At 57.4% G+C, this 13,547-nt stretch carries 11 protein-coding genes and 1 pseudogene; 4 read left to right on the top strand and 8 right to left on the bottom strand.

Annotated features, from left to right (window positions below; translation table 11 throughout):
* Positions 1 to 64 precede the first annotated feature (64 nt).
* Positions 65 to 694 (top strand): DeoR family transcriptional regulator, encoded by a 630-nt coding sequence (locus MUU53_RS12840; protein WP_247261237.1) that lies wholly within the window; start codon positions 65 to 67, stop codon positions 692 to 694.
* Between the two features lie 235 nt (positions 695 to 929).
* Positions 930 to 1,094: pseudogene (locus MUU53_RS12835) on the top strand (JAB domain-containing protein); the annotation flags it as partial.
* A 9-nt stretch (positions 1,095 to 1,103) separates the two neighbouring features.
* Here the strand turns inward: MUU53_RS12835 and MUU53_RS12830 are convergent.
* From MUU53_RS12830 to MUU53_RS12800, 7 genes are all read right to left on the bottom strand, one after another.
* The gene (locus MUU53_RS12830; RefSeq protein ID WP_247261236.1) at positions 1,104 to 2,912 is read right to left on the bottom strand and encodes an ABC transporter ATP-binding protein; all 1,809 of its coding nucleotides are present in this window, start codon (positions 2,910 to 2,912) and stop codon (positions 1,104 to 1,106) included.
* Positions 2,909 to 3,667 (bottom strand): DUF1028 domain-containing protein, encoded by a 759-nt coding sequence (locus tag MUU53_RS12825; protein ID WP_247261235.1) that lies wholly within the window; start codon positions 3,665 to 3,667, stop codon positions 2,909 to 2,911. Before MUU53_RS12825 ends, MUU53_RS12830 begins: the two co-directional genes overlap by 4 nt.
* A 2-nt stretch (positions 3,668 to 3,669) precedes the next feature.
* On the bottom strand, positions 3,670 to 5,457 hold the full coding sequence (locus MUU53_RS12820) for a gamma-glutamyltransferase family protein (RefSeq protein ID WP_247261234.1): 1,788 nt from the start codon (positions 5,455 to 5,457) through the stop codon (positions 3,670 to 3,672).
* Positions 5,458 to 5,475: 18 nt separating this feature from the next.
* Positions 5,476 to 6,345, bottom strand: coding sequence for an ABC transporter permease (locus MUU53_RS12815; RefSeq protein WP_247261233.1), 870 nt, complete (start codon positions 6,343 to 6,345; stop codon positions 5,476 to 5,478).
* The gene (locus MUU53_RS12810) at positions 6,342 to 7,289 is read right to left on the bottom strand and encodes an ABC transporter permease (RefSeq protein ID WP_247261232.1); all 948 of its coding nucleotides are present in this window, start codon (positions 7,287 to 7,289) and stop codon (positions 6,342 to 6,344) included. The genes MUU53_RS12815 and MUU53_RS12810 overlap by 4 nt, the downstream gene beginning before the upstream one ends.
* A 97-nt stretch (positions 7,290 to 7,386) precedes the next feature.
* Complete coding sequence (locus tag MUU53_RS12805; protein ID WP_247261231.1) at positions 7,387 to 8,898, bottom strand: ABC transporter substrate-binding protein; 1,512 nt, start codon at positions 8,896 to 8,898, stop codon at positions 7,387 to 7,389.
* Between the two features lie 71 nt (positions 8,899 to 8,969).
* Positions 8,970 to 9,701, bottom strand: coding sequence for a FadR/GntR family transcriptional regulator (locus MUU53_RS12800; RefSeq protein ID WP_247261230.1), 732 nt, complete (start codon positions 9,699 to 9,701; stop codon positions 8,970 to 8,972).
* A gap of 236 nt (positions 9,702 to 9,937) precedes the next feature.
* On the opposite strand from MUU53_RS12800, the gene sthA reads away from it, so the two are divergent.
* Positions 9,938 to 11,434 (top strand): Si-specific NAD(P)(+) transhydrogenase, encoded by a 1,497-nt coding sequence (gene sthA, locus MUU53_RS12795; protein ID WP_247261229.1) that lies wholly within the window; start codon positions 9,938 to 9,940, stop codon positions 11,432 to 11,434.
* Positions 11,435 to 11,494: 60 nt separating this feature from the next.
* Here the strand turns inward: sthA and rpsD are convergent, their stop codons facing one another.
* A complete protein-coding gene (gene rpsD / locus MUU53_RS12790) occupies positions 11,495 to 12,112 on the bottom strand; it encodes a 30S ribosomal protein S4 (protein WP_062554618.1) in 618 nt (205 codons plus the stop codon).
* 425 nt (positions 12,113 to 12,537) lie between these two features.
* Between rpsD and MUU53_RS12785 the strand changes: the two genes are divergently transcribed.
* Positions 12,538 to 13,527: a TerC family protein gene (locus MUU53_RS12785; protein ID WP_247261228.1), complete on the top strand. Its 990-nt coding sequence runs from the start codon at positions 12,538 to 12,540 to the stop codon at positions 13,525 to 13,527.
* The last annotated feature ends 20 nt before the right edge of the window (positions 13,528 to 13,547 follow it).

Below are 13,547 nucleotides of genomic sequence, written 5' to 3'. Positions count from 1 at the left end.
GTTTGTGGCAAGCCTCTGCCGCCTCTCCGCATGGACACCATTCTAGCTGCGGAGAAAATGGAAGATGTTGCCGAAAAAGGGCAGGAAATTACCCCTATGGAAAGGCGTCCTCGGTGGGCGTGAAATCTATGCGCGGACCATCGCTGAGCTTCTGCGCAAAGAGCATGGCGATAGCCATCGCGCGATTAAACAGCTTATGCGCCAAACAGATGCAAGCGAAAGGACCGTCAAGCACTGGCTTGCGGGGCAGCACGGGCCGGACACCGTATATTTCTTGCGGCTGGTGGTTTCCTCGCCCGTTATCAGAGCCTTCTTTTTAGGACTAATCGAGAGTCCATTGGCGACGCCACTGACGGAAGCAGTTGATCGCATTCCGCTCGCACGAGCTCGCGACGCCTATGCTTCCGGTGAAATCGCCGGTGGCGACACAGCAGCGCAGGGGCTGAAGACTGACCCTAATCATGTCCGCAAAAGTGACCCTAAAAATGTCCCCGATCACTTCGCCTTCAATAAGCGGCAACGTTGGTTTTTGAACCGAATCACAGAAGGACGTTGCGATGCGAAAGAGATAGCCACAGCATGGACCGTGAGCCTCAAGACAGCGCGTCGTGATATCGCGGCGCTTAAAGAGGCCGGTCTAATAAACTATGTTGGCTCGCGGCGGAAAGGACGATATCGTAGGATTAGGGAATAACGAGGATATTTCACTCGGGGATTGTGCTCTGCCCCCGACGAATCAATGTCCCCAGAATCCGAAAACAAGACAGGTGTAGAGTGGTGTCGTGCTTGAACGGGATTGGCTGGATGCAACCATGATCAATTGTGTCGATCACGATAGCGCATCAAATGCCGCTCCCAAATCCCGGCACCACCTGAAAAGAAAAACACATAAATTCCTTTAATATCAAAAAGATAGTGAAGGGCGTCGGATGATCCACAATCACCCCTCAGGCGATCCGACACCGTCACGGGCCGATATCGACATGACCAACACGATCATCCAGACGGCAAAGCCGCTGGGGATCACCGTGCATGATCACATCATCATCGGCAAGGACGGGCATGTGAGCTTCAAGGGCCTGCGCCTGATCTGACCGCCCTCGTCACGCCACCTGAACGATGTGGCCGGCGGACACTTCGCGATATTCCCGTCTGGGCGGCTGATAGCCCATAGGTCGTACCGGACTCTTCAATTCGTCCTCCATGAGACCGCGCCGAATGCCACGCCTCGAAGGATCCGGCACGGGAACCGCTGACATAAGTTTGCGCGTGTACGGATGCTGCGGATTTTCAAATACGGCAGCGCGTGGGCCGATCTCAACGATTTCGCCGAGATACATGACGGCGACCCGGTGGCTGACCCGTTCGACGACGGCCATATCGTGGCTGATGAACAAGAACGCGAGGTCAAGTTGCTCCTGCAGATCCAGAAGCAGGTTGCAAACCTGCGCCTTGATCGAGACGTCCAGAGCCGAAACGGATTCATCCGCAACGATCACCTTCGGATCGAGTGACAGCGCACGGGCGATGGCAATTCGCTGACGCTGTCCGCCGGAGAATTCATGCGGATAACGGCTCATCATGGATGCTGAAAGGCCTACCCGCTCCAGAAGGTCTGCCGTCTTCTGTTTCGCTTGAACCGCATTACCCATTCCATGCTTGAGAAATGGCTCAGCGATCGCCTGACCAACCGACATGCGCGGATTGAGGCTCGAGAATGGATCCTGAAAGATCATCTGGATGCTTTTGCGCATGCGCTGCAATTGCGACGAGCCAAGCTCCCGTACATTCTGACCGTCCAATTGAATGTCACCGGATGTCGGTTCTATCAACCGCATGACCGAGCGTCCGGTCGTCGACTTGCCGCAGCCTGACTCCCCGACAAGCGCCAAGGTCTCACCCTGCTTCAAGTCGAAGGAAACATTTTCGACCGCATGGATCGAACCGGTCTGGCGACTGAACAGGCCTGAGCGAACCGGAAACCGGGTTACGAGGTTCTCGACCTTCAGGATCGGAGCATCCCGTTCGAGCATCGTCCTGCTTGGCTGCGGCTCAGTCGTGATACCGGTGACCGTATCGACAATCGGGAACCGTAGCGGCACCGCCTGCCCTTCCATCGAACCTAGTCTCGGCACCGCAGAAAGAAGAGCGCGGGTATAGGGATGCTGCCCTCGATGAAAGATCTGCTCGGTCGCGCCGCTTTCCACCGCATCGCCGCGGAACATCACGACGGTGCGGTCAGCGATCTCAGCGACCACACCCATGTCGTGCGTGATGAAGAGAACAGACATGCCCTCTTCCTCCTGCAGCGTCTTGATGAGGTCCAGGATCTGCCCCTGTATCGTGACATCAAGTGCCGTCGTCGGCTCATCGGCGATGAGCAGTTTCGGCCGTGAGGCCAAGGCCATAGCAATCATCACACGTTGACGCATACCGCCGGAAAACTGGTGCGGGTACTCGTCGAAGCGGGAAGCGGCATTTGGAATGCGCACCTTTTCCAGCATGCGGATGGTCTCGGCACGGGCGTCAGTGGCTGACATTCCCTTGTGGCGCGTCAGCACTTCCGAGATCTGCCGTCCGATCGTGAAGATCGGGTTCAGCGATGTCATCGGCTCCTGAAAGATCATGGAGACTTCATTGCCACGGACTGCTCGCATCTCTTTTTCGGACAGGCTCAACAGATCCCGTCCGTTGAGCAGCACCTGACCTTCAATGCGGCTCGCGTCCTTTGCCAGAAGCCGCATGATAGAGAGCGATGTGACGCTCTTGCCCGAACCGGATTCGCCGACGATAGCCAGTGTCTCGCCGGGCCTGATATCAAAGGACACATTCCGAACGACAGGCTTCCACTCGCCATCGACACGAAATGCAGTTGTCAGGTTGCGAACGGAAAGAATGGGTTCTGCGGTCATTTGGGCATCCACGGTGTAGAGAAGGATGCAGATGCACGGCCCGCAGCGGCGCGTTCTGCTTCAAGGGCGGCGATCTTCTGGTCGATAACGGTACGATCAATCATCCCATGCGGGTTACTGCGCGTTGGCATAGTCTCCGCCACATGGATGTATCGTTCCTGCGCGACAGCATAAAGCCTGCGCAATTCGGCAAGGGGATCGCCATGATCATCGGCGCGAATGTTCAACCAGGCATAATCCTGATCGCGGCAGATGACGAGAGCAGCGGATTGCTTCCCACGCTTGTCGCCGCCTGCCGCCTCGCCCGCTTCCATCGCGGCAAGAAGCCTTTCTGCGAAGGGCAAATTCGAACTTTCCTGGTAAGCTCGCAGAGTCTCTTCGATGACTTGAGGGCCTACCAGCATGTTTCCGGCAACCGAGACATTGTCGGCAACCAGATGGCCTGCCCAATTTATGCATTTGGAACCGGTGAACGCTGCGTTCCGTCCTGATGCGTCGATCAGGTGCATCTGGCGCTGCTCTGCGCCGTCATCGCGCTCCGTCACGAGCCGAATGATCTCGTCAGGAGATTTGCCCTCACCCAGCATTTTCAGGCCGTCGGTGCCGTAAAGCGGGCTGACGAAGGCCTGCGTTGCCACAGCGCCAATGCCGCCCCGAATGTAGGGCACGGCGCAACCAACGGCGAAGAATCGGCTGGCAACAGCGATGCCCAGATGTCCGGTCTCAGGATCCCTTGCAACGATAGAATAGGTCATGGTCAACGCCCCACAGCATAGGCTTGCATCAATCGCGGTGTCGCTGCCGCTCGCAGCAGGCCATCCGCGTCCCGGCGCGCAGCCGTCAAACGACCGACCGTCCAGTTCTCGGCCACAGTCACCTGATGGCCGCGACGGCGAAGCTCAGCGATCGTCGCCTCCCCGAAGCCTGCTTCCATCATGATGTGCCCCGGTTCCGATGTTCGCGGATAGAACGAGCCCGGAAAGTGGGTCGTATGGAACAGCGGCGCATCGATTGCGGCCTGAAGGTTTTTGCCGTGATGCACGTAGCGCAGGAAGAAGGGCAATTGCCACTGGTCCTGCTGGTCGCCACCTGGTGTTCCGAACGCAAGCGTCGGCTTGCCCTGATAGAGCGCGAGTGAGGGCGTCAATGTCGTGCGAGGCCGCTTGCCGGGCGCCAGCGATGTCGGCAGGCCATCTTTCAGCCAGAACATCTGTGCGCGCGAGTTCAGCGGGAAGCCGAGGCCGGGCACGACCGGCGAAGATTGCAGCCACCCACCGGAAGGCGTGGTCGAGACCATGTTGCCCCAGCGATCAATGACATCGATATGGACCGTATCGCCCTTCTTCTCAGACAAATGCGCCATGGTCGGCTCGTAAACCGCGCCCTTGCCGGAAAATTCCGCCAGCATGGCCATTGTCGCATCGCGCTGGTTTTCGTAGCCGGGAACAAGACCGGGCCTCAGTTCCATGGAAGCCGTGTCAGAAATGAGCTTACGGCGCTCAGTGTTATAGCTTTCTGACAGAAGAAACTCGGTCGGTATCTGGCCGAATTCCGGATCGCCGTAATAGACTTCGCGATCGGCGTAAGCGAGCTTCATTGCTTCCACCACGTAGTGCACGAAGTCTGGACCGGTTGGGTCCATCGACTGCAGATCAAATCCCTTCAGCAAGGCAAGGGACTGGAGCAAGACTGGCCCCTGCCCCCATGCGGGCGTCTTGGCAACGGTCCAATCATTATAGTCGAAGGTCTGCGGCGCTTCGATCGCCGCCGAATATCCCGCCATATCGTCGGCTGTCAGCACCGCCTTATGGCGCTGGCCGCTCGCATCCATCACCTCTGCCGTCTGTAGATAGCGGTCGATCGATTCGGCCACGAACCCGCGATAGAAGGCATCACGCGCGGCCTGAACCTTGTCCTCGCGGCTACCGGCGGCAGCCTCGGATTCCGAGATGATGCGCTTCCAGGTTTCGGCGAGAACCGGATTGCGGAAGTTGGAATGCGGCTCCGGTGCAGATCCACCCGGCAGCCAGGTCTCGAACGAGGTTGGCCATTCCTTCGCAAAGAAGTCCGCCAATCCCTTGATGGTTGCCGAAACACGCGGCAGCACGGGATGCCCATGTTCTGCGTAATAGATCGCAGGCTCGAGCACCTCGCGAACGGACATGCTGCCATAATCGCGCAGCATGAGCATCCAGCCATCGAACGCGCCTGGAATGACGGTTGCCAGCAGGCCATCGCCTGGAATGAGTTTCAAACCTTCAGCGGTGTAGTGTTCAATCGTGGCAGCGGCAGGTGCGGGCCCTTGCGCACAAATCACCTCAACCTTGTCGGTCTTCTTCGAATAAATGATCGCCGGCATATCGCCGCCCGGACCACAGAGATGCGGCTCTACCACCTGAAGCACGAAGGCGGTGGCAACGGCTGCGTCGAATGCGTTTCCGCCCTTTTCCAGAATGCTCATGCCGACGGCGGAAGCAATCCAGTGGGTCGAGGTCACGACACCGAAAGTGCCGAGAATTTCAGGACGCGTCGTGAAGTCACTCATCAACAATGCCTTTCAGACTTAGTTTTCGCGGGGGTCCAGCGCATCGCGCAGACCATCACCCAGGAGATTGAAACCGATGACGACGAGGAAGATTGCGATGCCCGGCCACATGGCCATCCAAGGGGCCTGTGTCAGGAAGTTCTTCGCAACGTTCAGCATGGAGCCCCAGCTGGCGGCAGGCGGCTGCTGACCGAGCCCCAGGAAGGAGAGCGAGGCTTCGGCAATGATTGCCGTCGCGACCGTCAGGGTGGCCTGCACGATGATTGGTGCTGTGACATTGGGCAAAATGTAACGCAGCATGATATCGAGATGGCCGAGGCCCACTGACCGTGCGCCCTCGACAAAATCTTCCTGCTTCACAGCCAGTACCTGGCCACGCGTCAGTCGGACGAAGATCGGCATTGCGCTCAGGCCAATGGCGATCATTGCATTGGTAAGGCTTGGGCCGAGAAAGGCTGCAAGCGCAATCGCCATGATGAGAAACGGCATGGCAAGCAAGGCTTCGGTGATGCGCGATATGATGAGATCTACCCAACCGCCGAAATAACCAGCGAGAATTCCGAACGGCACTCCGATGGCCACTGCGATGGCGACGGAAAACACCCCGGCCATGAGTGACGCCTGCGCGCCCCAGATCATGCGAGAAAGAATATCACGGCCCAGATCATCCGTGCCAAGCCAATGAGCAGCGGATGGTGCCTTGCGGATGGCCGACCAACTGGTTGCGACGGGATCCGGAATTGGCAAAACCGGTGCCAGGGCAGCCAAAGCCACGAAGAAGATGATGATGATGAAGCCAGCAACGGAGCTGCGGTTGGCCTTCAGCTTGCGCCAGGCACGGCTGCTTTCGCGTTTGGCAGGAACAGCGGTCTGCGAGACGGCGCTCATAGCGTTGCCCTCAGTCTTGGATTCAGCAGCACGTAGAGGATGTCAGCGGCGAGATTCATGACGATGAAACCCACAGCCGTGCACATGACGACGCCCTGCACAACAGCGTAGTCCCGGTTGAAGACGGCATCGACAATCAGCTTTCCAAATCCCGGAACCGTGAAAATCTGCTCCGTCAAAACAGCTCCGGCCAGCAGTTCACCGAAAAGCAGTGCGCTCAGCGTGACAACCGGAAGCAAAGCATTGCGGAAGCTGTGGGACAGGATCACTTCGCGTGGCGAAAGGCCTTTGGCACGGGCAGTACGAATGTAATCAGACGACAAAACACCCAGCATTGCGGAACGGGTATGGCGCATCAGCGTCGCCGCGAGCCCGGTCCCAAGCACGAAGGATGGCATCAGCATCGTCTGGATCGATCGCACCGGATCCACGAAAATGGATTCGAACCCGGAGGCTGGAAGCCAGCCGAGGTTGACCGAAATCAGCAGGATCAACATGATGCCCAGCCAGAAGTTGGGAACGGACAACCCCGACAGGGCCACTAGATTGGCGATGTAATCGAGAATCGTATTCTTCTTCACCGCAGCCAATATGCCCATCGGCACGCCGATGATGACGGCGAAGAACATCGACATGATGGCGAGCTGGATCGTGACGGGCAGCTTCTGCCCAATCAGTTCCAGGACCGGCTGGTTGGTGCGCAGCGAAACGCCGAGATCACCCTGGGCAACGCCACCGAGCCAGCGAACATATTGCAGGGGGATCGGGTCGTTGAGGTGATACTTCTCCCGAAGCTGCTCAAGCACCGCTGGATCACGCTCCTCACCGGCCATGGCCATGATGGGATCACCGGGAAGCAGCTTTTGAAGCGAGAAAACAAAAATGGAGATGATCAGCAAGGTCGGGATGGCGACCAGCAGACGCTTTCCAATATAGACGGGCATTTGCACCATCCCTATGGGGCTCGATGGCTGGCCGAAGGCACAACCACGCGGATTGAAAAGTGGCGCCGCAGGCTGAACTCCGCGGCGCCTGCTTACCTCAGCTGCCCTTCTTCAGGCCAATAAGACGAATCATGCCATCCGGCGAGGGGGTGAAACCGGTAACATTCTTCTTCATGGCCCAGATCCAGGACTGGTGACCGAGGTAGATCATTGGCTGCTCGTCGTTCAGGATGACAGCTGCAGCATCATACTTCTGCTTGCGTACCTTCTCGTCGGTAGAGGCACGCGCTTCGTTCAACAACTTGTCGACTTCCGCATTGCAGTACTTCGTGTCGTTAAGGCCACCCTTGCAGGTGACGAACTGGTGGATGTTGCCATCCGGATCGACGCGGCCCGACCAGTCGGAACGGCTGAGCTGGTAGTTGCCCCGCGTCTGTTCATCCAGCAGCGTGGCGAATTCGGTCGACTTCAAGGTCACGTCAAACCCGGCTTCCGCCACCATGGACTGGATGATCTGCATCGTCTGCTGAACGACCGGATTGTTCGGGATCTGGATCTCGACGGGTACACGGTCGAAGCCTGCTTCCTTGATCAAGGCCTTTGCCTTTGCAACGTCGCGCTGCGGAACAGGAACGGCCTTGTTGAACCAGGCGCTGCTTGGTGGGAACGGCTGGTTGCCCGCAACAGCCGTGCCTTCGAATACAATCTGCATCAGCGCTTCACGATCCATGGCCAGCGAAAACGCCTGACGCAGGCGCTTGTCCTTGCCCATCGGGTTGTTGGCACGCGCGCCATTCCCAACGTTCACGTAGATCGACATGTTGCCGATGTTGACGACATCCGCATAGGTGAGCTTGGAATCACCCTTGACGGCAGCCGCATCCGTGGGCGCCAACCGCTCGATGAAATCCAGATCGCCGGACTGTAGATTGGCCAGCCGCACCGTGGAATCCGGAATGGGCGTGTAGGTCACCTTGTCGATGAAGACATTGTCCTTGTTCCAGTAGTCCTTGAACTTCTCCAGAACGATGCGATCCTGCTGCACACGCTCCACGAATTTGAAAGGTCCGGCGCAGACCGGCTTGGACCCAAAATTGGCGCCCAATTCCTTCGCAGCCTTCGGCGAGACAATCATGCCTGCGCGGTCGGACAACTGCGCCAGAAGCGTCGCATCCGGCTGCTTCAGCGTGAACTTGACTTCGAGCGGACCTGCGGCCTCAACTTTCTCGACAGAAGCAAGCTCGCTCTTGCGGCGCGATTCCGCCATCGTCAGATTGCGTTCGATCGTGGTCACGACGGCCGCCGCATCCAGCGGGGTGTCGTCATGAAATTTCACGCCTTCACGCAGTTTCATGGTCAGCACCTTGCCGCCTTCTGACCAGGCCCAATCGGTTGCCAGCTGCGGAATGATCTTCAGGTCCGGAGAGACGTCAACCAGCTTGTCGCACATGGCAGTATAGACGATACGGCCGACAAAGCTTCGCGACTGTGCCGGGTCGAGCACATCCGCATCGTCCTGCAAACCGATTTTCAGTTCGACGGCAGCGGCCGGCAGCGCAGTCAAGACGCCGAAGGCCAGAGCGGTCGTCAGGCGCAAGATCTGGTTCATGATCATTCTCCTCTGATCGGTTGGTTCAATTGGTTCGGATCTTCCGGCTTGTTGCCGCCGGTTCGAATGTCTCAGGAAGCCTGCTGGCCCAAGTCAGCAGGCTCATGGTCAAGCGAGGTTTCGCGGATTAGGCGCTCTTGCAGCATCAACAGATGCTGACGCATTGTTTCTCCCGCGCGCGCAGGATCGCGCGCTGCAATCGCCTCGATGATGTCTTCATGCTGCGCATAGGCCATGGTGATTGCCGTGCCGGACCGGGCGCGTTCTCGAATGGTCTGCCAGGCTTCGTCCTGACGGACGTGGTTCATCACATCAAAAATGGTCAGAAACAGCTGGTTGCGGGCACTTTGAGCAATCTGGCGATGCAAAGCGCCATCCCAGAGCTCGCGGGCGTCCGCGTCTTCGCTCTCGCGAATCTTTCGAGCCAACTCACGCATGCGAACCAATTCTGCAGGTTTCGCGCGCATGGCCGCCAGTTGAGCCAGTTGCGGCTCTATCCGTAGGCGAACCTCCATAATCTCCATGAAGTCCGTTCCCGCAACAATGGTATCAACATTTCCGGACCAGTTGCCGGGCCTTTGACCAACAAAAGTGCCCGATCCCTGCCTGCGCCAAACCTCGCCTTCAGCCTCCAGAACCTCCAGTGCCCGACGAATTGCCCGTCTTCCGACACCCAGCATTTCCGAAAGATTGCGTTCGGTTGGCAGCTTCCCATCGGCGGCCACCTTCCCGTCACGCAACAGTTCACGCAGCTTTTCGAGCGCGTAATTTGCATTGTCTGGCGGCGGGATGTTCTGGACCATTGTGTGAACCAATTCTTGGATTGGTTCATTTGTGGTATCATGTCTTTATTGTGTCAAGCTAAAATATGAACAAGTTTGTGCAATGCACATTGTTTGTGCGAAGCCGCTCCGCTCGCGGCTCCCACTGACTTGTCGGAAACCAAGCGCGTCAGGAATTGGTTAGAATTGCAGGTTATATTTGACGTAATACAGATGTTGCGGTGCAATAGAGACCGTAACACGCAACGAGGCTCATCATGTATCAATACGATCTGGTCGTCATCGGTAGTGGACCTGCAGGCAGAAGAGCTGCAATTCAGGCTGCCAAGCTGGAAAAGCGGGTGCTTGTTGTCGAGCAGGGACGGCGCGTCGGTGGCGTGTCGGTGCACACTGGGACGATCCCCTCCAAGACGCTTCGCGAGACGGCGCTGAATCTGACCGGCTGGCGGGAGCGTGGCTTCTACGGTCGCGCCTATCGGGTCAAACAGGAAATCAGCGCGGAAGACTTGCGCCGCCGCCTGCTGATAACGCTCGACCATGAAGTTGAGGTGCTCGAGCATCAGTTTGCCCGGAACAGGGTTCAACAGATGCGTGGACGGGCTCAGTTCGTCGATCCGCACACGCTTGAAATCGCCAAGAGTGATGGCGAGATGCTTCGCGTCACGACGGCATCGGTTCTGCTCGCCGTCGGCACCCGTCCCTACCGCCCTCCTCACATTCCCTTTGATGACGAAGCTGTCCTCGACAGCGATGAATTGCTGGAGATCAAGCGGGTCCCGCGGTCACTGATTGTCGTTGGTGCAGGCGTTATTGGTATCGAATACGCGACCATCTTCAGCGCTCTCGATACGCAGGTCACGGTGGTTGAGCCGCGTGAGACAATGCTGGACTTCATCGACAAGGAAATCGTCGAAGACTTTACCTACCAGCTGCGCGACCGCAACATGAAGCTCATTTTCGGCCAAACAGTCGAATCGGTCGAGCGCGAACCGAATGGCGGAAAATGCCGCGTCACACTGAAAAGCGGTCGCAGTCTCCAGGCGGAAATGGTTCTCTTCGCAGCGGGGCGCGTTGGAGCGACGGACACGCTGAACCTGGCCGCAGCCGGGCTGGAAGCCGATAACAGAGGTCGGCTGAAGGTTGACCCCGAAACATTCCAGACTTCTGTTCCTCACATCTACGCGGCGGGTGATGTCGTCGGCTTTCCGAGTCTTGCATCCACCTCGATGGAGCAGGGTCGCATCGCGGCGCGGCACGCGGTTGGCGTACCCGCCAGCGAACCGCCGCAATATTTCCCCTATGGCATCTATGCGGTGCCGGAAATTTCCACCTGCGGGCTTTCAGAAGAAGAAGTTCTTCAGCGCGGCATTCCCTATGAGACCGGCATTGCCCATTTCCGGGAAACCTCTCGCGGTCACATCATGGGCCTCGATACCGGCATGCTGAAGATGATCTTCTCACTGAAGACACGCCGCCTGCTGGGCGTTCACATCGTTGGCGAAGGCGCGACCGAACTGGTTCACATCGGACAGGCTGTCCTCAATCTAAAAGGCACCGTCGAGTACTTCGTCGAGAATACATTCAACTATCCAACGCTCGCGGAGGCCTACAAGATCGCGGGATTGGATGCCTGGAACCGGATGGGAGAAGGGCCAAAGGAGGCGCCGGTCGCGACAGCCCAGCCGACAGATACCGGCAACACCGTGAGTCCGCAGGACATGCCACTGAAGCCCAAGAAAAAAGCCGCCTCGTAACGGGGCGGCTCCAATTCGCCAGACAAAAAAGGCGGCTCCTGGCCGCCTTTTTCATAGATATCAGCGCGAATAAAATTCGACGACCAGGTTCGGTTCCATGATCACGGCGTAAGGAACGTCGGACAGGGTCGGAACGCGAACGTAGGTGGCAACCATCTTGTTGTGATCAACTTCGATGTAGTCCGGAACGTCACGCTCTGCGAGCTGAACGGCTTCAAGAACCGTAACCAACTGCTTGGACTTCTGGCGAACTTCGATAACATCGCCGGCCTTGCAACGGTAGGAACCGATGTTGACGCGAACGCCGTTGACCGTAACGTGACCATGGTTCACGAACTGACGAGCGGCCCAGATGGTCGGAACGAACTTTGCGCGGTAAACGATCGCATCAAGGCGCGACTCGAGCAGGCCGATCAGGTTTTCACCGGTATCGCCCTTGCGACGGTTGGCTTCGTCGTAGATCGAACGGAACTGCTTCTCGCGAAGGTCACCGTAGTAACCCTTGAGCTTCTGCTTGGCGCGGAGCTGAACACCGAAGTCGGACAGCTTGCCCTTGCGGCGCTGACCGTGCTGGCCAGGACCGTATTCGCGACGGTTGACTGGGGACTTCGGACGGCCCCAGATGTTTTCGCCCATACGGCGATCGATTTTGTACTTGGACGACGCGCGCTTGCTCATCGTATTTCCTTCCAATGTAAACAGACCGGTCTGTCGCCAGACCGGACCAGAGGAAACACGCCCTCCTAAGAGCAACATCTTGCGATGGCTCTGACAGGCTTCTCACAGAGCGTCCGGAGATAGCCACGGGACATGTCAAAGATACACCGAGCTTTACCGCCCTGTGCTGGCGCGGTCTTTAGGGGTCAACAAGGAAATTGTCAACCGCTTCGTCATCTCAACAACATCGTCAGGAGATCGCGAGATAAAGCGAAGCATTTACTTAAGTGAATGGGCGTCGATATTTTTTGAGTTCCGCCCTTGAAGCTCGGCGTGAGCAAAACCATTTTCGCCTGTGGCACCGGGCCCCTCTGACGTGTACTGCCGGATCGACTCGTGATGTCGGTGCTAGAGAGTCAACTTGATCCGGCTTCGGATAAACCGTCATGGAATTTCTCTTTGTCGATCTATTGGGCAAGCCTCTCTGGATGTGGCTCACCTTCGTTGCAGTCGTTCTCGTCCTACTTGCCCTAGATCTGGGCGTTCTTCACAAGGATAGCCGTGAGATCGGCATCAAGGAAAGTTTTGCACTTTCGGCGTTTTACATCGCACTGGGCCTCGCATTTGGCGGCTGGATCTGGTTCCAGAGTGGCGAACAGGCAGGTCTCGAATATTTGACAGGCTTCGTCGTCGAAAAAAGCCTTGCCATGGATAATATCTTCGTCATAGCGATGATATTTGGCTATTTCTCTATTCCTCGTGCCTACCAGCATCGAGTTCTTCTCTGGGGTATCCTCGGCGTTATCGTACTGCGTGGTGTGATGATCGCCGCCGGTTCAGCCATTGTCGAAAACTACAGCTGGGTTCTTTACCTCTTTGCGGCCTTCCTGATCATCACGGGCATCAAGATGCTTTTGACTGCTGACCAGGAATATGATGTCGCATCGAACCCGGTTCTCAAGTTCCTGCGCAAGAAACTGCCAGTCACTGACGGGCTACGCAACGAGAAGTTTCTGGTGCGCGAGACCGACCCTGCGACGGGCAAGCTCAAGACCTTCATCACGCCGCTGTTCCTTGCGCTTGTGATGGTTGAGCTGGCAGACGTTATTTTTGCAGTCGACTCCATCCCGGCAATCTTTGCGATCACCACCGATCCGTACATTGTCTACACGTCCAATATCTTCGCGATCCTTGGCCTGCGTGCCCTCTACTTCGCACTGTCGGCGCTGATCCACCGGTTCGCATACCTGAAATATGCTCTGTCGGTCGTCCTTATCTTCATTGGCTCCAAGATCTTCCTCGCGGATATGCTGGGCCTTGCCAAGATCCCGCCGGTCGTCTCGCTGACGGTCACCATAGGTATCCTGGCTGCGGGCATCCTGGGCTCTCTTTGGGCAACACGGAACACGAAGCCGGAAATCGAAGCAAAGCACTGACATCCGGTGCGCTCAAAACT

It is taken from the genome of Affinirhizobium lemnae, from assembly GCF_022968395.1.
Lineage (GTDB): Bacteria > Pseudomonadota > Alphaproteobacteria > Rhizobiales > Rhizobiaceae > Neorhizobium > Neorhizobium lemnae.
This window is presented reverse-complemented; position numbering and strand designations above follow the sequence as displayed.